Genomic DNA, 18,632 nt, shown 5'->3' on the forward strand with positions numbered 1-18,632 from the left:
GGATGGCCGCTATGGAGCTCCAGCAGCTGGTGGACCGCATCGCGGGCGAGGTCATGCCCGGCGGTGCGGCCGCGGACTACATCCCGGCGCTCGCACGGGTCGACGCGCGGCGGTTCGGCATGGCGGTCGCCACGCTCGACGGCGAGGTGTGCGGGGCGGGGGAGTACCGGGCGCCGTTCTCGATCCAGAGCATCTCGAAGGCGTTCACGCTGGCGCTCGCCGTGGGCGACGAGCTGTGGGAGCGGGTGGGGCGGGAGCCGTCGGGGTCGCCGTTCAACTCGCTGGTGCAGCTGGAGACCGAGAACGGCATCCCGCGCAACCCGTTCATCAACGCCGGGGCGCTCGTGGTCACCGACCACCTCGGGCCGGGCGCGTCGGACCGGCTGCTCGACTTCCTGCGCGCGGAGAGCGGCAACCACGCGATCGACGTGGACGAGGAGGTCGCCAGGTCCGAACTGGACCACGGCGACCGCAACCGGGCGCTGGCGCACTTCATGGCCTCCTACGGCAACATGCGCAACCCGGTCGACGTCGTGTTGCACGAGTACGTGCGGCAGTGTTCGATCGCGATGAGCTGCGCGGACCTGGCCAGGAGCGCGCTGTTCCTGGCACGGCACGGGGTGCGCAACGACGGCGAGCGGCTGCTCGGGGTCAGCGGCGCGAAGCGGGTCAACGCGGTGATGCTGACGTGCGGCACCTACGACGCGGCCGGGCAGTTCGCCTACCGGGTCGGGTTGCCGGGCAAGAGCGGCGTCGGCGGCGGCATCGTGGCCGTGGTGCCGGGCAGGTGCGCGATCTGCGTGTGGGGTCCCGGGCTGGACGCCCGCGGCAACTCGGTGGCCGGGGTCGACGCGCTCGACAGGTTCACCACTCTCACAGGGTGGTCCGTGTTCTGACGGGTGGTAGGAAGACGGGGTGAGCACATTGGGCAACGCGCTGGCACGGGCCGAGGACGAGGCCGTCACGCTCGTCAGCGAGCTGATCAGGATCGACACCACCAACACCGGTGACCCCGCGACGGTGGTGGGGGAGCGCAAGGCCGCGGAGTGGGTGGCCGAGAAGCTCGGGGAGGTCGGCTACGAGACGACCTACGTCGAGTCGGGTGCGAAGGGGCGCGGCAACGTGGTCGCGCGGCTGGCGGGCGCCGACCCGAACCGGGGCGCGCTGCTCGTGCACGGGCACCTCGACGTCGTGCCCGCCGACGCGTCGGAGTGGTCGGTGCACCCGTTCTCCGGTGCGGTGCAGGACGGGTACGTGTGGGGCCGCGGCGCCGTCGACATGAAGGACATGGTCGGCATGACGCTCGCGCTGGCCAGGCACTTCAAGCGGGAGAACGTGGTGCCGCCACGCGACATCGTGTTCGCGTTCCTCGCCGACGAGGAGGCCGGCGGCCTCTACGGGGCGAAGTGGCTGGTCGACAACCGGCCGGAGCTGTTCGAGGGCGTCACCGAGGCGGTCAGCGAGGTCGGTGGGTTCTCGATCACGCTCAAGGACGACGTCCGCGCCTACCTCGTGGAGACCGCCGAGAAGGGCATCCGCTGGCTGAAGCTGCGGGTCAAGGGCACCGCCGGGCACGGCAGCATGATCCACCGCGACAACGCCGTGGCCAAGCTCGCCGCCGCCGTCACCAAGCTCGACCAGCACCAGTGGCCGCTGATCATCCGGCCGTCGGTGCGCGAGTTCCTCGACGGCGTCACCGAGATCACCGGCCTGGACTTCCCCGAGGACGACGTCGAGGGCTCGATCGGCAAGCTCGGCGCGCTGTCGCGGATGATCGGCGCGACGCTGCGCGACACCGCGAACCCGACGATGCTCACGGCCGGCTACAAGGCCAACGTCATCCCGTCCACCGCCGAGGCGACCGTCGACTGCCGCATCCTGCCCGGTCGCGAGGAGGCGTTCGACCGCGAGCTGGCCGAGCTGCTCGGTCCGGACGTGGAACGCGAGTGGATCGGCCTGCCGCCGGTGGAGACGACGTTCGACGGCGCGCTCGTGGACGCCATGACCGCCTCGATCACCGCCGAGGACCCCGGTGCGCGCGTGCTGCCGTACATGCTCTCCGGCGGCACCGACGCGAAGTCGTTCCAGCAGCTGGGGATCCGCAACTTCGGCTTCGCACCGTTGAAGCTGCCGGCCGACCTGGACTTCTCCGGGCTGTTCCACGGCGTGGACGAGCGCGTGCCGGTGGAGGCGCTGAAGTTCGGTGTGCGGGTGCTGGACCGGTTCCTGCGCAACAGCTGACGGGACCGTCCGGCGGCTCAAGCAGTCGTCTCCCGCGTCGCATCCCTGTCGCTCCCTCTCGTCCCGGGCCGTTGTGCGGCGGCCGGGTCGTCGAGGGCGCGCAGGGCGTTGTACGAGTCCTGCACGAGCGTGGCTCGCACGGTCGGGCCCGTGTTGGCGAGGACCACGAGCGCAGTGCGGCGCTGCGGGCTGAACCCGGCGAACGCGGTGCAGCCGCGCGTGCCCCCGGAGTGGAACAGCAGGTCGTGGTCGGGGAGGCGGCGCAGGTTCCACACCAGGCACAGGTGGTCGGTGGCGGAGACGGCGACGCGGGGCGCGACGACGTCGGCGAGCGCGGGCGCGAGGGAGGCCGGTCGGCCGTCGAGGAGGGCGGTCAGCAGGACGAGCAGGTCGCGGGCGGAGGACCGGAGCGCGCCGGCGGCGGGCATCCCGGGCATCTCCCACGGCGGGCGCGGCCGGCCGCGCAGGTGACCGGTGGCCTGCGGCGCGGTGTCGAAACCGGTGTCGGTCAGGCCGAGGGGACGCAGGACGCGGTCGGCGAGCAGGTCCTCGAACGGCCGGCCGGTCGCGCGGGCCAGTGCCAGGCCGAGCACGGCGACGCCGAAGTTCGAGTACCGCGCTCGGTCGTCGGGGCGGACGCGGGTGCGGCGCAGCGCCGCCGTCAGACGCTCGGGCCCGAACGCCCGGTAGGGGTTGGTGCGCCAGGCGGGCAGGGCCGCGCGCAGCAGGCCCGGTGGCAGCCGGGGCAGGCCGGAGGTGTGCGTGGCCAGGCGCTCCAGCGTGACACCGGAGCCCAGGCCGGTGTCCAGGAAGCGGTCCACCGGGTCGTCGTGCCGCACCTCGCCGCGCGCCACCAGCTCGGCCAGCAGCAGCGCGGTGAACGTCTTGGTCAGCGAGCCGATCTCGAACCGGGTGGCGGCGGTGACCGGGTGCGGGTCGTCCAGCGCGGTGACGCCCGCGACCAGCACGGTCTCCTCGTCGCCCACCCGAGCGGCGACGGCGACACCGGGCGCGGCGGACAGCAGTGCGGTGATCCGGTCCTCGTTCACCCTGCGAGCAGCCGGGACAGCGCGAGCGTGCCCGCCGCGGTCGCGACCACGGCGGTGTGCTGGTGGTCGAGGAACCGGGTGCGCGGGTCGTCGGACACGGGTTCTCCGTCACGGGGCACCAGGCCGTCCTCGTGCTGGGCGGCGGCGAACGGCGCCCACTCGGCGGCCTCGATGCGCGGCTCCGGCAGGCACGCGCCCACGAGGAGCAGTTCGCCCACCAGGTCCCACTGCCGCGCCTCGGTCCACACGTCGATCCACACCGGCAGCCACGCGTCGAGGTAGCGGGCCGTGCCGGCCGGCAGACCCTCCGGACGCGCGCCCCAGTCGGTGAGGTGGAAGACGGTGTGCGTGGCGCAGTACCCGGTGTACCAGTCGATCACCCACGGCTCGGGCTCGCGGCCGAGCCAGGTCGCGGCCGTGAGGGCGTCCCAGTCGTCGTCGCGCGGGATGCCCACGACGCGGTGCGCGTTGGCCACGGCGAGCCGCCGGTTGGGCACCACCTCGTTCACCGCGTCGGCGGCCGAGCTGTGCGCGGCGACCCGTTCGAGGGCGGCGTGCCGGTACCCGGAGCGGGCGAACGACGCGTAGGTCTCCACCGGGTCGGTGAGCAGGGCGTGCCGGAGCTGGCGCTCGTAGAGCAGGTCGCCGCGGCGCATCTGCTCCCAGGAGAAGTCGAGCAGCTCTCGCGCGTGCCGCAGCTGCGCGGCACCGGCAACGCCCTCGCGCAGCACGAACGCGGACGCCAGGGCCACCTCGCACAGGGGCTTGTAGACGCTGTTGGGGTCGTCGAGGTCGGCGGTCGCCGTGTCGGTGAAGGCACCCAGCTCGTGGTGCGCGTGCAGCCAGGCCATCGCCCGGCTCGCCACGTCGTGCACCACCGCGGTCGGTGCCGAGGGCACCGGAGGCGTCGGGGCCGGGAGCGCCGGTCGCGAGGACACCGGCTCGGCGGCGAGGACGCGTTCAGCGATGGCCAGGTCCAGCAGCAGCCGGGCGTCGGCGCCCGCGTGCAGCCTCAGGTGCTCCACCAGCAGGGCCGCGTCCAGCGGGACCCGGTCGGCGAGCAGGGCCACCCAGCGAACCAGGCGTGCTGCGGTGGCGTAGTCCCGGCGCAGCACGGCCCGGGTGGTACCCCTGGCCAGTGCGAGCGGCGCACCCGCCACCGCCTCGAACACCGGGCCGTCCAAGCCCGGCAGGGCCAGCGGCGAGAGCTGGGCGACGGCCACCGACCAGCGCGCCCACTGCTCGGCCGGGCCGAGCAGGGCGTCGACCGGTGACATGCCGAGGTGGGCCGAGGTCTCCCGGTTCCCCCACACCTCGACGGTCCCGGGCGGCGCGCACCGCCCGTCGGTGAGCCGCACCAGCAGCTCGGCGGTGGCCTGGTCCCGGTGGGCCAGCACGCACTGCTGGTGCGTCACCGGCTGCTGGACGGGCGGGAACGCCTCGAAAGCGTCGGACACGACAGCGGCGTCCCGGCCCTCCAGGGGGCGGCCCGCCAGCAGGTGCGGCGCGAAGGCGTCGGCGCCCACCAGGCGGACCGCCCACAGGCCGGCCACGCCGTCGGCGCAGGAGTCGAGGAAGTCGGCGAGCCTCGTCGGCACACCTTCCCCGAGTGCGCCGACGAGGTGTCCGGCCAGTGCGGCGACCGCGTCCGCACGAGACGTGCGGTCGATCGCGCCACCTGTGGTCACCGCTTCTCCGGCTCCGTCGGGTTGCCGGGGGAGACGATCAGCAGCAGACCGGCCAGGAGCGCGCCGCCGGCGGTGGGCACGTGCAGCGGCGGGTCGGCCACCGCGGCCTCGGGCTCCGCCACCGCCGTCATCAGTTCGGCCATGTCCTCCGGCGCAACAACCGGACGGGCCAGTGTTCGCATCATCACAACCTCCTCCTTCGCTTCGTTCTTCCGGAGTACCACCTCGAACGCGGGGACACGCGCTGTATCACCCGTTCCAGTGAAGGAATCCACAACGGACAGGTGGTGCTGTGTCGCAGATGGACCGTGTCTTTTCGGTGTGTCGTGTCGTTGGGCATGCAGACGGCACGGCGAAAGGAACGGCATGGTGCGGCTGGAGGACGGGACCGAGCTCAACGTGCTGCGGGCGGGCGATCCCGACGCGCGGACCACGATCGTGCTGGCGCACGGGTACGCGCTCGACCACCGCAGCTGGCACAAGGTCGTCGACCGGCTCAGCGGCGACTTCCAGGTGATCGCCTACGACCACCGCGGCCACGGCGAGTCCTCGAAGGCCGACAAGGAGACCGCGACGATCGAGCAGCTCGGCGACGACCTGGGTGAGCTGATCGAACGCGCGGTGCCCAGCGGTGACGTGGTGATCGCCGGGCACTCGATGGGCGGCATGGCGGCGCTGGCGATGGCCGAACGCAGGCCGCGGCTGTTCCGGCAGCGGGTGCTGGGCATCGTGTTCGTGTCGACGGCGGCGAGCGGGCTGTCGGAGACCTCGCTCGCGTGGCCCAAGTCGCTCGGCAAGCTGGTGCGGGAGCTGGAACGCGCGTTCGGGCCGATCGTGCGGGCGGTCAGGGAGAAGATCGAGCCCACCAAGACCGCGGGCCTGCGGTGGTGGCTCTTCGGTGACGAGCCGTCCGACGACGACGTCGAGCTGACCGCGGACATGGTGTGGGGGGAGTGGCCGGAGACGGTGGCGTTGTTCCGCCCGGCCGTGGACCGCTACGACCGCGAGGCGGGACTGACCGTGGCGCAGGAGAAGGCCGTCGTCGCGGTGGTGGGCGACGAGGACCGGCTGGTGTCCGAGTCGGACGTGGCCAGGTTCGGCGGCACGTCGGTGGTGCTGCCCGACGCGGGGCACATGCTCCCGTTGGAACGTCCCGCAGAGATCGCGAACCTGATCCGCGAGGTGGCCAAGGCCTGATGGTCGGTGGGGGGCGCGGTGATGTGCCCCCCACCGACCATCTCGCGGCCGCAACCGGTCGTGGAGCAGGTGAGGAACGCGCGGCCTGCCAGGTGGCGCGTTCTCGACACGCTTTCCGAGATCGTCTACGACGCGGGGGTGCGGCGCCGTCCCGGTGGCCGGCCGAAGAGCCGCACGTGCTCGCCGACGAGCCATTCCTTGAGCGGTGCCCACTCGGGGTGGTGGTTCAGCACCAGCAGGCGGTGCATCCACCAGTTCGGGTCGTCGGCGCGGGGGAACGCGGCCAGCCACGCCGCTCTGTCCTGCGCGGACAGTCCCCACAGGTGTGCCAGCTGGCCCTGGGCGTCGGTGTCGAGCTGGGCGGTGACCTGGCCGTTCTCGGTGTGCCACTCGGCTCTCAGCTCGCGCAGGACGGCGAGAGCGCTCTCATCGTTCTCCGGGGCCGTGACGACCACGGTGTGCAGGCCCTGGGCCGCGGCTTCGGCGAGCAGGGCACGGGTGGACGGTTCGTCGTGCGGCAGTGCGCTGTGCGCGACCCCGACTTGTTGCGGCACGAGCTCCATGACCCAGAATCTGATCACATATTCTACGACTCCGGTCAATTTTATTGCTTCAGTGTTGACTGAAATGAACCGTCACGCGGTGCTCAGCTTCAACAAACGGACAGGGGATCTCAAACGCCGGGACGTGGGCACCTCAGCGTTGTGGGCCGCAGGCGGAGGGGGCGTTTGAGCGGCACTTCGTGTCGTGTGACGCGTTACGTGATGAGTCCGGGCAGGTCGCCCGGGACGCGCTTGCGGCGCAGCCACACCTTGCGGGAGCCGTCGCCGTAGAGCAGCGTGCGGGACAGCTCCCAGCCCGCGAACTCGGCGTGGATGGCCAGCTGCGTGGTCGCGGTGCGGCGGGAGATGCCGGGCGGCAGGCGCAGCGGCCGGTATTCCCAGTCCCCGTCGATCACCCCTTCGGTCATGGCGAGATCACCTGTATCCCTCCGTTGTCGCCGGACGTGACGGTGACGCGTCCGGTCTCCTGGTCGACGCTGACCGTGTTGGGTTGGCGCACGGTGGCGAAGCGGTGCTTCTCGGACGGCTCGCCGGCGGCGACGTCCAGGCCGACGACCTCGTTGCGGTCGGTGAGCGTGATCCACGCGATGTCGCGCTTGGCGTCGTAGGCGATGCCGTAGGGGGTGCCGGGCACGGGGTAGCGCTGGCGCATGATCAGCGGGTCGATCGAGAACGCGATGAACTCGCCGCCGCGGGTGTCGACGACGAGCAGGCGGCCGAAGCGGTCGGGGACGGCGTTGGTGGCACCGTCGCCGGCGCGCAGGCCAGGGCCGCGGGTAGGGGAGCCCTTGTCGTCGGTGGTCATCTCGAAGACGGCGCTGCGGAGCCGGTCGAGCTCGACCTTGCGGCCGTTGACCTCGAACTTCAGGGTGGTGTCGCCCTCGGTGAACGAGCCGCCGGGCGTGATGTCGCCGGGCAGGGCGGTGTTCTGGGCGGGGGAGAGGGCCGGTTTGGCGACCTCGAGCGTCTCGGCGACCTGCAGCGGGTCCTGCGACTTCTCGCTCTGTCCGCACGCCGTCAGCGTCGCGGTGGCCAAGATCAGAGCTGCGAGCCGGTGCAAGGTCGTTCCTCCGTGGATCTGCGTGGTCTTCCAGCATGCCCGCAGTGCTCGCGAAGGTCACGCGAGGGGTGGGGTGAATCTCGTTCAGGGCCTTCTGGTCTGTTATCTCAATAACTTCAGTGTTGACTAAATTTAACACCTTCACGACAGCAACTACCAGCAGAAACTCACGAACGCAGAACAGCCAGGGACTCAGGGCATCGGGCGCTCGGGGTAGGCGAGCTCGATGGCGCTGACGTCGTCGAGTGCGGCGCGGATCGCGGGCGGAAGGGTGAGCTGTTCGACGTCGAGGGACGCGAGGAGCTGGTTGGTGTCGCGGGCGCCGACGACGGGGGCGACGACGCCGGGCCGGTCGCGGACCCAGGCCAGTGCGACGCACAGGGCGGAGGTGCCGAGTCCTTCGGCGGCGGTGCTGACGGCCTGGACGATGCGGGCGGCGCGGTCGGTGCGGTGTTGTTCGACGTAGCCGGCGAAGTGGGCGGAGGCGCCGCGGGAGTCGGGTGGGGTGCCGTTGCGGTACTTGCCGGTGAGGACGCCGCGGCCGAGTGGTGCCCAGGGCAGGAGGCCGAGGCCGTGGTGGGCGGCGGCGGGGGCGACTTCGCGTTCGATGCCGCGTTCGAGCAGGGAGTATTCGTGCTGGGTGGAGATGAGGGGGAAGGTGGTGGGGGTGGTGGCTGCGGTGGCGAGTTGCCAGCCGCTGTAGTTGGAGGTGCCGGCGTAGCGGACTTTTCCTGCGGTGATGGCGGTGTCGAGTGCGGAGAGTGTTTCTTCGACGGGGACGGTGGGGTCCCAGGCGTGGAGTTGCCAGAGGTCGACGTGGTCGACGCCGATGCGGCGCAGGGAGCCGTCGAGTGCGGTGAGGAGGGCGCCGCGGCTGGCGCCGCCGCCGAAGGGGCCGTCGGTGCGGCGTGCGACGGCTTTGGTGGCGATGACGAGGTGGTCGCGGGGGACGACTTCGTCGATGAGGGTGCCGAGGATGCGTTCGGATTCGCCTTCGGTGTAGACGTCGGCGGTGTCGATGAGGGTGCCGCCGGCGTCGGCGAAGGCCATGAGCTGGGTGGCGGCCTCGTCTGCGTCGGTGTCGCGGCCCCACGTCATCGTGCCCAGTGCGAGGCGGGAGACGCGGAGGCCGCTGCGGCCGAGGTGTCGCTGTTCCACGTGCGGGATGCTAAGGGGTGATGATCGTGTCAGCCTGGCAATCGGTGTTACTGACCGGTAGGGTCTCGCTGCGTGAAGCTGGGACTGAACCTCGGGTACTGGGGCGCCGGTAATGACGCGGCGAACCTCGAGCTGGCGAAAGAGGCCGACCGGCTCGGTTTTTCGGTGGTGTGGGCGGCGGAGGCGTATGGCTCCGATGCGCCGACGGTGCTGGCGTGGGTGGCGGCGCAGACGGACCGCATCGACGTGGGCAGTGCGATCTTCCAGATTCCGGCGCGGACGCCTGCGATGGCGGCGATGACGGCGGCGACGCTGGACACGTTGTCGGGTGGCCGGTTCCGGATGGGGCTGGGGGTGTCGGGTCCGCAGGTGTCGGAGGGGTGGCACGGTGTGCGGTTCGACAAGCCGTTGGCGCGGACGCGTGAGTACGTGGAGATCGTGAAGCGTGCGTTGTCGCGGGAGAAGCTGCGGTTCGAGGGTGAGCATTACACGTTGCCGTTGCCGGATGGTCCTGGCAAGGCGTTGCAGTTGACGGTGCACCCGGTTCGGGAGCAGATCCCGGTGTACCTGGCGGCGGTGGGTCCGAAGAACCTGGAGTTGACGGGGGAGATCGCGGACGGGTGGTTGGCGATCTTCTTCTCGCCGGAGTTCTCTGCGGAGTCGCTGGCGTCGGTGCGGGCGGGCCGGGAGAGGGCCGGCAGGTCGATGGAGGGGTTCGACGTCGTTCCGACGGTGCCGTTGGTGGTGGGTGAGGACTGGAAGGCGTGTGCGGATCCGGTGCGGGCGTACACGGCGTTGTACGTGGGCGGCATGGGGTCGCGGAAGCAGAACTTCTACAACAACCTGATGGTGCGGATGGGTTTTCCGGCTGAGGCGGAGGAGATCCAGGAGAGGTACCTGTCGCGGGACTACGCGGGTGCGATGGGGGCGATCCCGTTGGAGTTCTTGGACGCGACGGCGTTGCTGGGGTCGAGGGAGCGCATAGCGGAGAAGATGCAGGCGCTTGCTGCCGCGGGGGTCACCACGCTGTCCGTTTCGCCGATGCTGCAAGATCTGGAGCAGGGGATCGCGGGTCTTCGGACCGCGGCCGAGGCTTTGGATCTGGCAGGAGTGGGTAGTTGAGCTGGTTGCAGGCTCTGGTCCTCGGACTGGTCCAAGGACTGACGGAATTCCTGCCGATTTCCAGCAGTGCGCACCTGCGCATCACGTCGACGTTGTTCTTCGGCAACGATGCGGGTGCGTCGTTCACCGCGGTGATCCAGTTGGGTACCGAGGTGGCGGTGCTGATCTACTTCGCGAAGGACATCGGGCGCTTCATCAGCGCCTGGTTCCGCGGTTTGGTCAACGCGGAGGCGCGCAAGGAGCGGGATTACCGGCTTGCTTGGTACGTGATCATCGGTTCGGTGCCGATCTCGGTGCTCGGGTACCTGTTGAAGGACGAGATCCGGACGTCGGCGCGGAACCTGTGGATCACGGCGACGATGCTGGTGGTGTTCGGTCTGCTGCTGGGTTTGGCTGATCATCTGGCGAAGCAGCAGCGGGATGAGCTGCGGATGAAGGACGCGATCGGGATGGGGTTGGCGCAGGCGCTGGCGTTGATCCCGGGGGTGTCGCGGTCGGGTGGGACGTTGACGGCGGGGTTGTTCCTGGGGCTGACGCGGGAGGCGGCGGCGCGGTACTCGTTCCTGCTGGCGATTCCGGCGGTGTTCGGTGCGGGGTTGTTCTCGATCCCGGACGTGCTGGAGCGCAGTGGTGAGGGTGTGCAGGCGTCGATCCCGCAGATGGTCGTCGCGACCGTCATCTCGTTCGTGGTCGGGTACGCGACGATCGCGTGGTTGTTGAAGTACGTGTCGAAGCATTCGTACTCGGCTTTTGTGTGGTACCGGTTGATGCTGGGCCTGGTGCTGATGGGGCTGCTGTCGATGGGGTTGATCCAGCCGATCTAAGGTGGGTGCCGTGGCCACGGTGATCCTGCTTCGACATGCTCGTTCGACCGCCAACGGTTCCGGTGTGCTCGCCGGGCGGATGTTGGGTGTGGGTTTGGACGAGCGGGGGCAGGCGCAGGCCGCGGCTCTCGTCGCCCGGTTGAGGGACATCCCGGTGGCTGCGGTGGTGTCGTCGCCGTTGCAGCGGTGTGAGGAGACGTTGGCGCCGTTGCTGGCGGACCGGGAGCTGGAGGCGGTCGCGGAGCCGGACGTGTCCGAGGTGGATTACGGGGCGTGGACCGGCAAGGCGCTCAAGGACCTGTTGAGCGAGCCGTTGTGGACGGTGGTGCAGCAGCACCCGTCGGCGGCGGTGTTCCCGGAGGGTGAGGGGTTGGCGCACGTGCAGGCGCGTGCGGTGGCCGCGGTGCGGGCGCATGATGCGCGGATCGCCGAGGAGCACGGTCCGGGTGCGGTGTGGGTGTTGTGCTCGCACGGTGATGTGATCAAGTCGGTGTTGGCGGATGCGCTGGGTGTGCACTTGGACGGGTTCCAGCGGATTGTGGTGGATCCGTGTTCGGTGTCGGTGGTGCAGTACACGCAGACGCGGCCGTTCGTGTTGCGGGTGAACGACAACGGTGGGGATCTGGCGGGTGTGGTGCCGAAGGCGCCGCCGCAGGAGGAGCCGTCGTCGGACGCTACCGTGGGTGGCGCGACCGGAGCTTGAGGTAGCGCTGTTCCTGGGCGTTCAGCGTGAGTGTGGCGGCTTTGTCGTACTCTTCGCGGGCGTGGTGGTGGTCTCCGCGCAGGTCGAGCAGGTGTGCTTTGACGGCGTGGACGCGGTGGTGGTCGAGGTCCAGTGTGGACAGCTCGGCGAGGGCCCGGTCGGGTCCGTGGACCATGGCGAGGGCGACGATGCGGTTGAGGGCGACCATGGGGCCGGGTGCCAGTGCGGTGAGCAGGTCGTAGAGGCCGAGGATCTCGGGCCAGTCGGTGTCGTCGGCGGTGTTCGCGTCGGCGTGGACGGCGGCGATGGCGGCTTGCAGCTGGTAGGGGCCGATCTGGGTGGTGCGCAGGGCGTGCTGGATGAGCCGGGTGCCTTCGTCGATGGCGTCGGTGTCCCACAGGCCGCGGTTCTGTTCGGCCAGCGGGACCAGGTCGCCGTGTTCGGTGGTGCGGGCGGGTCTGCGGGCGTCGGTGAGCAGCATCAGCGCGAGCAGTCCGGTGAGTTCGCCGTCGTCGGGGCGGGTGTGGTGCAGCCGGCGGGTGAGGCGGAGGGCTTCGGCGGTGAGGTCGACGCGGACGAGGGTGTCGCCGGAGCTGGCGGTGGAGCCTTCGGTGAAGATCAGGTAGAGCACGTGCAGGACGGCGGTGAGGTCGGTGGGCGGCCGGAACGTGGCCCCGGCCTGTTTGATCTTCTGCTTGGCCCGGCTGATGCGCTGTGCCACGGTGGCTTCGGGTACGAGGAACGCCCTGGCGATCTCCGCTGTCGTGAGGCCGCCCACCGCGCGCAGTGTCAGGGCGATCTGCGAGGCCGTGGTGAGGCTTTCGTGGCAGCACATCGCGAGGATCGTGAGCGTGTCGTCGCGGGCTGGCGCCGGGTCCGCGGGCGGTGGGGTCAGGGCGGCGACCTTGTCCTCCCGTGCCCGGCGGGCGAGGTCTGCCCGGTACTGCTCGATCCACCGGCGGCTCGCCGCGGTGATGAGCCAGCCCTTGGGGTTGTCCGGCAGCCCGTCGGCCGGCCATTGCTGTGCGGCTTGCAGCAGGGCTTCCTGCACGGCGTCCTCGCACACGTCGAACTGGCCGTGGCGGCGTACGAGCACGCCGAGGACCTGCGGCGCGAGCTCACGCAGCAGGTCCTCGACCGGGGGTGTGGTCACAGGTCGTCCAGCGTGGACCTGTCCCACACCGGGCGGACCTCGATGCCGTCGTTGTGGGCGTCGGGCAACGTGGCGGCGTGGGCGATGACCTGGTCGATCGTGTCGGCTTCGACCAGGTAGAACCCGGCGAGGTACTCCTTGGCCTCGGCGAAGGGCCCGTCGGTGACGACGACCTCGCCGCCGCGGATGCTGACGCCCTTGCCGGTCTCGGGTCCGGGCAGGCCTTCGCTGACGACCAGCTCACCGGAGGCGCGCAGCGTGTCGGTGAGGTCGTAGTGGGCCTGGCCGAACTGCCTCTGCTGCTCGTCGGTCAGCTTCTCCCAGGCCGCCCGCGACTTCGGGTTGCTGTAGATCAGGATCAGGTACTTCACTTCCGGCCTCCGCTCGGCTGGCTGGCGAGAGATCTTCTCACCGCCATGTCGAATCCGCGGGGCGTGTCTCGACACCGGTGTGTCAGTCGAGAGGGAGGTGTGGGAGATGACCACGACGTCGGTGCGGGAGGAGACCGCGGTTCGCGCGGTGTTCACCGAGCACGAGCAGGGCATGAGGTTGCGGTCCCCGGAACGGATCGTCGCCCGGTACGCGCGGGACGCGGTGACGTGCACGCTGGCGCCGCCGTTGCGCAACACGGGTCTGGACGCGCGTGACCCGGAGGCGCTGGCGGGGTGGATGGCCGGGTTCAGCGGGCCGATCACGCTGGAGCACCGGGATCTGCGGGTCGCGGTGTCGGGTGATGTGGCGTTCGCGCACGGTCTGGCGCGGCTGGCGGCGGTCCCGGTCGGCTACCCGGAGGGGTTCTCGATGTGGATGCGCGTCACCGTGGGCCTGCGCCGGCGGGAGGGGCGGTGGCTGGTGGTCCACGAGCACCAGTCGGTGCCGTTCCACATGGACGGGTCGTTCCTCGCGGCGACCGATCTGGAGCCGCGGGAGACGCCCTAGTGGATGTCGGCCGGGGCCCGGACCGTGCAGGGGGAAGCGGTCCGGGCCCCGGCCTTCTTTCCGGCGGGTCTCTACTTGACGTTCACCGCGGCCCAGGCCCGGTTGACCGCCGCGTACTCCGGCGACGAGGCGCCGTACAAGTCGGCCGCGGCGGCGAGGGTGCCGGTGCGGGCGGCGGCGTACTTGGTGCTGGAGGTGAACTTGGTGGTCAGCGCCCGGTACCAGATCTTCTCGGCCTTGGCGCGGCTGATGCCGGTGACGGGCTGGTTGTCGACGGTGGGGGAGTCGTAGGCGACACCGTTGATCGTCTTCGCGCCGCTGCCCTCGGACAGCAGGTAGAAGAAGTGGTTGGCGATGCCCGAGGAGTAGTGCACGTCGACGCTGCCCGCCGAGGACGACCAGTAGTCCAGGCTCCTGCCGTCCTTGGAGGGCTTGTCCATGTAGCGCAACGGCTTGCCGTCACCGCGGATGTTGATCTTCTCGCCGATCAGGTAGTCACCGGCGTCGGCGGCGTTGGCCGCGTGGAACTCCGTGGTGGACCCGAAGATGTCGCTGGTGGCCTCGTTGAGGCCGCCGGACTCACCGGAGTACACCAGGCCCGCGGTGGCCGAGGTGACGCCGTGCGACATCTCGTGCGCGGCCACGTCGATCGAGGTCAGCGGGTTGCGGTTCTGGGCGCCGTCGCCGTAGGTCATGCAGAAGCACGAGTCCGTCCAGAACGCGTTGCTGTAGTTGTTGCCGTAGTGGACCTTGCTCAGCGCGCCCACACCGTTGTTCTTGATGCCGCTGCGGCCGTGGACGTTCTTGTAGTAGTCCCACGTCTGCGCGGCGCCGTAGGCGGCGTCGACACCGGCGGTGGCCTTGTCGGTGTAGGTGCCGTTGCCCCACTTGTTGTCGGCGTCGGTGAACAGCGTGCCGGTGCCGGAGGTGTTGTTGAGGTTGTTCACGGACTGGTTGCCGCGCGCCGGGTCCTTGAGCTGGAACGTCGTCCCCGACTGGGTGGTGTTGAGCGCGACGGTGCCGCTGAAGGTCGACTGGCCGGTGCCCTCGACGTCGTGCACGCCGTCGTAGCTGAGCAGCGTCTGCCCGGTGCGGGCGTCGGTGAAGGTGTGCAGCTCACTCGGGGTCTGGTCGTCCTTGACCGAGTGGGTGACCTGCTCCCACGCCAGCACGGGGGCGTGGTCGAGGGCGAACACCACCAGCGTGGCGTCGGAACGTGCGGTGGTGACGGCGGTGGTGTCGAGGCCGGCGAGGGAGGCCTGCGACGCCTTGGTCACCCCGGTGACCTGTCCGGCTTTCTGGGCGACGACCAGGTCGCCGCCGATGACCTTCAGGCCGCCCAGGGTGCGGTCGTAGCGGATGTGGGCGGTGCCGTCGGCGTCGCGCACGACATCGCGGGGCACGAGCCGTTCACCGCCGGACAGGCCGAGGGCGGAGGAGATCGTCCCCGCCTGCTCGGCTGCCGCGTGCAGTGCTTCGGACTTGGCGAGCAACGGGTTGACCGGCTGTGGTGCCGCGCCGGCTCCCGCGGTGCCGGCGGCGGCGAACGCCACCGCTGATATGAGGGCGGTGGTGATGCCCAGGCTGATGCGCTTCATGGGACTCCTGTTCACACGCAGGGGGAGCCCGTTCCGGCGTTACAGGGGTGCCGGACCGGGCACCGTGGAACAGCCCGACCTTCGTCTCGATGACCGGGCGTGGCGATCGTATTGCGCAGAGTGCAGGGAACCATCCACTCCCAGAATCCGAGATTGCTTCATGAATTGACCTGCGGTGCTGGTCACGAGATCGGGATTTGTCCGAATGCTGGACCAAAACCACAGCTCAACCAATGTGGAAACGCGACGGAAACACCCGGCGGCACTCCTGCCGACGGCGCAGCGCGCTGCGCCGGCCGGTGCAGCCCTACCGGCGGGGATCTTGTTTACAGTTAACGCGATTCACTGAGACCTGGGTCACGAATTCACAGGCCCAGACGGGTGACCGCGTTGTCCTCCAACGGGTTCGCCGTGCGGATGTAGCGGTGCACCGTGCGCGGGTTCGTCCACCGGCCCTGCCGCATGATCTCCCGGTCGCTCGCCCCGCCCAGCGCCGCCTGCGTCGCGAACCCCGCCCGCAGCGAATGCCCCCCGAACAGCTCCGGGTCCAGCCCCGCCCGCACCGCGTACCGCTTCACCAGCTCCGCCACCGCACGCCCCGACATCGCCTTCTCCCCGATGCCGCCGTGCCGGTTGACCACCGGGAACACCGGCCCCGTGCGCGTGGTGCCCCGGTAGCCGTGACAGCGGTGCAGCCCCGAGTCCCGCGGCTCGCGGCCCTCCAGCACATCGGCCCAGTCCGCGAACGCGCACACCGGGCACGTCGGCCGCCTGCTGCCACGCGGCAGCACCACCGTCTGCTGGTGCTTGCCGGTCTGGTCGGTCTTCGTCGTCCCCAGCGCGATCAGCAGCAACGGCTCGTGCGTGCGCGGATCCACGTCCACCGCCACGTCCTCGAACTCGATCGCCGCCAGCTCACTGCGCCGCAATGCCCCCGCGAACCCCACCAGCAGCAGCACCGCGTCCCGCGCCCGCGCCGGACCCTGCGCCGGCCGCTCGGCCAGCAACGCCTCCAGCGTGTCCAGCAGCACCGGCCGCTTGCGCCGCGGCTGCGCCTTGCGCGAGCGGCGGATACCGCGCAACGTCAACCGCACCACGTCACTGCGCGTCGGACTGGGCAACCCGTTCGCCGCGTGCACCGCCGAGATCGCCGCAGACTTGCGCTCCAGCGTCGAGGCCCCGAACGCCGGCGACCCGTCCTCGCGCACCGCGTCCGCCGCCGCCGCCAGGTACACCGCCACGTCCAGCGGATCCGCGGGCAACGCCTGCCGGCCCTCCGCCGCACACCACCCCGCCCACCCCACCCAGTCCGACCGGTACGCGCGCACCGTGTTCGGCGACTGGGCGTTGCGCAGATAGCTCGCCAGCGACGCCGCCTGCTCGTCGTCGAACCGCGCCCGCACCGCCGCCAGCGCCTCACCGTCCACCAGCACCGAGTGCGACACCCGCACCAGCGCGCTCTTCACCGGCTCCGGCAGGCTCACACCCGCGATGGTAGCCCTCTGATCAACTCCGCGACCTCCCGCGGCGACAGCTCCAGCGCCCCGATCCCCACCCCGACCTCGAAGCTGCACCGCCCCGGATCCGGGTTCGGCCGCGTGTACAGCAACAGCTTCACCCCCGTCTCCTCCGCCAGGGCCTGCGCTGCGCGTTCGGCGTCGGCCGGGGACATCGGCAGGTGGACGTGGAACATCGGCGTCTGCGGCACCACCGGGTGGGTGCGGGCGAACCCGTCGTCGTTGATCGCCTTCGCCAGCGCCCGCGCGTGGTCGCGGAACTCCGCCATCCGCGGCAGCACCTCATCCAGCCCCAGCAACCCCAGCACCGCCAACGGCCACGCGTCCGCGATCGCCCCGCCCAGCCGCCGCCGCCACACCGCCGCGTGCGCGATCGTCGCCTCGTCCCCGGCCAGCACCGCGCCCCGCGCACCCTCCAGACCCTTGTAGAGCGACACGTACACCGTGTCGAACAGGTCCGCGACCTGCGCCAGCGACGCCTCGTAACCGGTCTGCGCCTCCCACAACCGCGCCCCGTCGCAGTGCGCCGCCGCCCCCTGCTCCCGCACCCACCGCGTCTGCTCCCGCAGGTCCTCCCACGCGGGCAGCACACCACCCAGGTCCCGCTGCGGCAGCTCGAACACCACCGCCGCCAACGGCTCACCCACCGCCCGCAGGTGCGGCAACCCCATCAGCGCGTTGCGGTCACCGACCGGGTGGAACCGCAACCCGTGCACCGCGCTGTACCCCTGGTTCTCCCACACCTGCAGATGCGTCTGCGGATGCCCCGCGAACGCACGCCGGCCACTGGTCTCCGCGTGCACCCGCAACGCCGTCTGCTGCGCCATCGTCCCCGACGGGAAGAACAACGCCTTCGGCTTGCCCAGCAACCCCGCCACACGCTCCTCCAGCCGCGCGACCGGCTCCTCCGGTGTGGTGTCCGGGGCGATCAGGCCGCTTTCGGACAGCCGCCGCAACACCTCGAACGGCGAACGGCGCGGACTGGCGTGCATCGACAACGACCGGCGGATCTCCACCACCCGAGCCTAGGTCTCGCCAGTGGCCTGCAACAGCGCCCGCACGGCGGTGGTACGGCTGCGGAACGCGGCGCCCGGAAACGGCAGGTACTCGGAAGCAGGACGCACTCGAGAGCGGCAAGCGCACCGCGACGGCGGTCGGGGGATGGCGACGGACAAGGGGCGCGCCGCCGGACAGGCACACGGGACGGTCAGGCACACGGCGACGGCCGCGTGTGCGGCGAGCGCCGAGTGTCCGGTGAACGCCAGGTGACCGGCCACGGTCGGGTGCCTGGAGGTTCCGGGCACCCGAAGCAGCCACGCGGTCGAGCGCCCGGCGGTCAGGCGGCCGGGCACACCCAGGTGGGGGTCAGGCGCGGCCGGCCAGCGCCGAGAACCGCTCGTCCAGCTCCGCCTCGTCCGCCACGAACCACAGCTGCCGGCCCTGGTTGGACTCGAAGACGAAGTCCCGCAACGCCGTGCTCTGCGCCACGTACCCGCTGATGTCCCCGACGACCGCCACCCCGAACCCGTACTGCTGGAACTTCTGCACCACCGCGCCCGCCACCCGTGTGCGCAACCGGAAGAAGTCCTCCGGCAGGCGCGCCACCGGCAGCGCGATCCACGCCACGTCCTGGCCCCACAACGTGCCGATCAGGTCCACAGCGGACTGCTCGTCACCGATCAGCGGGCCGTCCGGCGAGCACATCAGGACCGTCGCGCCGTGGCGCGTCCCCACAACATCCGACATGCGCAGCAAAGTAGCGGCCGCCCGCGGCCGCCGTCGCGCGCATTTCGCCCGCGGAGGTGAGCTGCGGAAATGGG

20 protein-coding genes are annotated in these 18,632 nt (G+C 70.8%); 7 read left to right on the forward strand and 13 right to left on the reverse strand.

Features of this window, described 5'->3' with window-relative positions:
* The first annotated feature begins 11 nt into the window (after positions 1 to 11).
* Both ACZ7CD_RS08305 and ACZ7CD_RS08310 read left to right on the forward strand, forming a co-directional pair.
* On the forward strand, positions 12 to 896 hold the full coding sequence (locus tag ACZ7CD_RS08305; protein ID WP_360394866.1) for a glutaminase: 885 nt from the start codon (positions 12 to 14) through the stop codon (positions 894 to 896).
* A gap of 28 nt (positions 897 to 924) precedes the next feature.
* Positions 925 to 2,241 carry a M20/M25/M40 family metallo-hydrolase gene (locus ACZ7CD_RS08310; RefSeq protein ID WP_360394863.1) on the forward strand — a complete coding sequence of 439 codons (1,317 nt, stop codon included), beginning with the start codon at positions 925 to 927 and terminating at the stop codon, positions 2,239 to 2,241.
* 17 nt (positions 2,242 to 2,258) lie between these two features.
* On the opposite strand, the gene ACZ7CD_RS08315 is transcribed toward ACZ7CD_RS08310, so the two are convergent.
* The 3 genes from ACZ7CD_RS08315 to ACZ7CD_RS08325 are packed head-to-tail and all read right to left on the reverse strand — an operon-like array spanning position 2,259 to position 5,163.
* The gene (locus ACZ7CD_RS08315) at positions 2,259 to 3,290 is read right to left on the reverse strand and encodes a serine hydrolase domain-containing protein (protein WP_470378626.1); all 1,032 of its coding nucleotides are present in this window, start codon (positions 3,288 to 3,290) and stop codon (positions 2,259 to 2,261) included.
* Positions 3,287 to 4,978 carry a DUF6895 family protein gene (locus ACZ7CD_RS08320; protein WP_470378627.1) on the reverse strand — a complete coding sequence of 564 codons (1,692 nt, stop codon included), beginning with the start codon at positions 4,976 to 4,978 and terminating at the stop codon, positions 3,287 to 3,289. Before ACZ7CD_RS08320 ends, ACZ7CD_RS08315 begins: the two co-directional genes overlap by 4 nt.
* Positions 4,975 to 5,163, reverse strand: coding sequence for a hypothetical protein (locus ACZ7CD_RS08325; RefSeq protein WP_360394762.1), 189 nt, complete (start codon positions 5,161 to 5,163; stop codon positions 4,975 to 4,977). The genes ACZ7CD_RS08320 and ACZ7CD_RS08325 overlap by 4 nt, the downstream gene beginning before the upstream one ends.
* Before the next feature lie 181 nt (positions 5,164 to 5,344).
* Here ACZ7CD_RS08325 and ACZ7CD_RS08330 point away from each other — a divergent pair, with 181 nt between their 5' ends.
* Positions 5,345 to 6,175, forward strand: coding sequence for an alpha/beta fold hydrolase (locus ACZ7CD_RS08330; protein WP_360394760.1), 831 nt, complete (start codon positions 5,345 to 5,347; stop codon positions 6,173 to 6,175).
* A 125-nt stretch (positions 6,176 to 6,300) separates the two neighbouring features.
* On the opposite strand, the gene ACZ7CD_RS08335 is transcribed toward ACZ7CD_RS08330, so the two are convergent.
* The 4 genes from ACZ7CD_RS08335 to ACZ7CD_RS08350 all read right to left on the reverse strand — a co-directional run bounded on the left by ACZ7CD_RS08335 (position 6,301) and on the right by ACZ7CD_RS08350 (position 8,956).
* On the reverse strand, positions 6,301 to 6,738 hold the full coding sequence (locus ACZ7CD_RS08335; protein WP_470378628.1) for a hypothetical protein: 438 nt from the start codon (positions 6,736 to 6,738) through the stop codon (positions 6,301 to 6,303).
* Between the two features lie 194 nt (positions 6,739 to 6,932).
* Positions 6,933 to 7,145 carry a DUF5703 family protein gene (locus ACZ7CD_RS08340; protein ID WP_360394754.1) on the reverse strand — a complete coding sequence of 71 codons (213 nt, stop codon included), beginning with the start codon at positions 7,143 to 7,145 and terminating at the stop codon, positions 6,933 to 6,935.
* Positions 7,142 to 7,798, reverse strand: coding sequence for a YncE family protein (locus tag ACZ7CD_RS08345; protein ID WP_360394752.1), 657 nt, complete (start codon positions 7,796 to 7,798; stop codon positions 7,142 to 7,144). The genes ACZ7CD_RS08340 and ACZ7CD_RS08345 overlap by 4 nt, the downstream gene beginning before the upstream one ends.
* Before the next feature lie 192 nt (positions 7,799 to 7,990).
* The gene (locus ACZ7CD_RS08350; protein ID WP_360394749.1) at positions 7,991 to 8,956 is read right to left on the reverse strand and encodes an aldo/keto reductase; all 966 of its coding nucleotides are present in this window, start codon (positions 8,954 to 8,956) and stop codon (positions 7,991 to 7,993) included.
* Positions 8,957 to 9,028: 72 nt separating this feature from the next.
* Between ACZ7CD_RS08350 and ACZ7CD_RS08355 the strand changes: the two genes are divergently transcribed.
* Genes ACZ7CD_RS08355 through ACZ7CD_RS08365 form a run of 3 tightly spaced genes read left to right on the forward strand, consistent with a single transcriptional unit; the run spans position 9,029 to position 11,605 of the window.
* Positions 9,029 to 10,078 (forward strand): LLM class F420-dependent oxidoreductase, encoded by a 1,050-nt coding sequence (locus ACZ7CD_RS08355; protein ID WP_470369220.1) that lies wholly within the window; start codon positions 9,029 to 9,031, stop codon positions 10,076 to 10,078.
* A complete protein-coding gene (locus ACZ7CD_RS08360; protein WP_360394744.1) occupies positions 10,075 to 10,902 on the forward strand; it encodes an undecaprenyl-diphosphate phosphatase in 828 nt (275 codons plus the stop codon). Before ACZ7CD_RS08355 ends, ACZ7CD_RS08360 begins: the two co-directional genes overlap by 4 nt.
* A 10-nt stretch (positions 10,903 to 10,912) precedes the next feature.
* Positions 10,913 to 11,605, forward strand: coding sequence for a histidine phosphatase family protein (locus ACZ7CD_RS08365; protein ID WP_458432311.1), 693 nt, complete (start codon positions 10,913 to 10,915; stop codon positions 11,603 to 11,605).
* On the opposite strand, the gene ACZ7CD_RS08370 is transcribed toward ACZ7CD_RS08365, so the two are convergent.
* Positions 11,577 to 12,758 (reverse strand): RNA polymerase sigma factor, encoded by a 1,182-nt coding sequence (locus ACZ7CD_RS08370; protein ID WP_470378629.1) that lies wholly within the window; start codon positions 12,756 to 12,758, stop codon positions 11,577 to 11,579. The genes ACZ7CD_RS08365 and ACZ7CD_RS08370 overlap by 29 nt on opposite strands.
* Positions 12,755 to 13,129, reverse strand: coding sequence for a YciI family protein (locus tag ACZ7CD_RS08375; RefSeq protein ID WP_360394736.1), 375 nt, complete (start codon positions 13,127 to 13,129; stop codon positions 12,755 to 12,757). The genes ACZ7CD_RS08370 and ACZ7CD_RS08375 overlap by 4 nt, the downstream gene beginning before the upstream one ends.
* A gap of 106 nt (positions 13,130 to 13,235) precedes the next feature.
* On the opposite strand from ACZ7CD_RS08375, the gene ACZ7CD_RS08380 reads away from it, so the two are divergent.
* A complete protein-coding gene (locus ACZ7CD_RS08380) occupies positions 13,236 to 13,697 on the forward strand; it encodes a YybH family protein (RefSeq protein ID WP_360394733.1) in 462 nt (153 codons plus the stop codon).
* A 71-nt stretch (positions 13,698 to 13,768) separates the two neighbouring features.
* Here ACZ7CD_RS08380 and ACZ7CD_RS08385 read toward each other — a convergent pair whose 3' ends face one another.
* The 4 genes from ACZ7CD_RS08385 to ACZ7CD_RS08400 all read right to left on the reverse strand — a co-directional run bounded on the left by ACZ7CD_RS08385 (position 13,769) and on the right by ACZ7CD_RS08400 (position 18,558).
* Positions 13,769 to 15,295: a M4 family metallopeptidase gene (locus ACZ7CD_RS08385; protein ID WP_470378630.1), complete on the reverse strand. Its 1,527-nt coding sequence runs from the start codon at positions 15,293 to 15,295 to the stop codon at positions 13,769 to 13,771.
* Between the two features lie 365 nt (positions 15,296 to 15,660).
* Positions 15,661 to 16,779: a site-specific integrase gene (locus ACZ7CD_RS08390; protein WP_470369225.1), complete on the reverse strand. Its 1,119-nt coding sequence runs from the start codon at positions 16,777 to 16,779 to the stop codon at positions 15,661 to 15,663.
* Complete coding sequence (locus ACZ7CD_RS08395; RefSeq protein WP_470378631.1) at positions 16,776 to 17,828, reverse strand: threonine aldolase family protein; 1,053 nt, start codon at positions 17,826 to 17,828, stop codon at positions 16,776 to 16,778. The genes ACZ7CD_RS08390 and ACZ7CD_RS08395 overlap by 4 nt, the downstream gene beginning before the upstream one ends.
* 349 nt (positions 17,829 to 18,177) lie before the next feature.
* Complete coding sequence (locus tag ACZ7CD_RS08400; protein ID WP_360394724.1) at positions 18,178 to 18,558, reverse strand: DUF4180 domain-containing protein; 381 nt, start codon at positions 18,556 to 18,558, stop codon at positions 18,178 to 18,180.
* Positions 18,559 to 18,632 lie beyond the last annotated feature (74 nt).

Source organism: Lentzea sp. NPDC036949, from assembly GCF_055608075.1.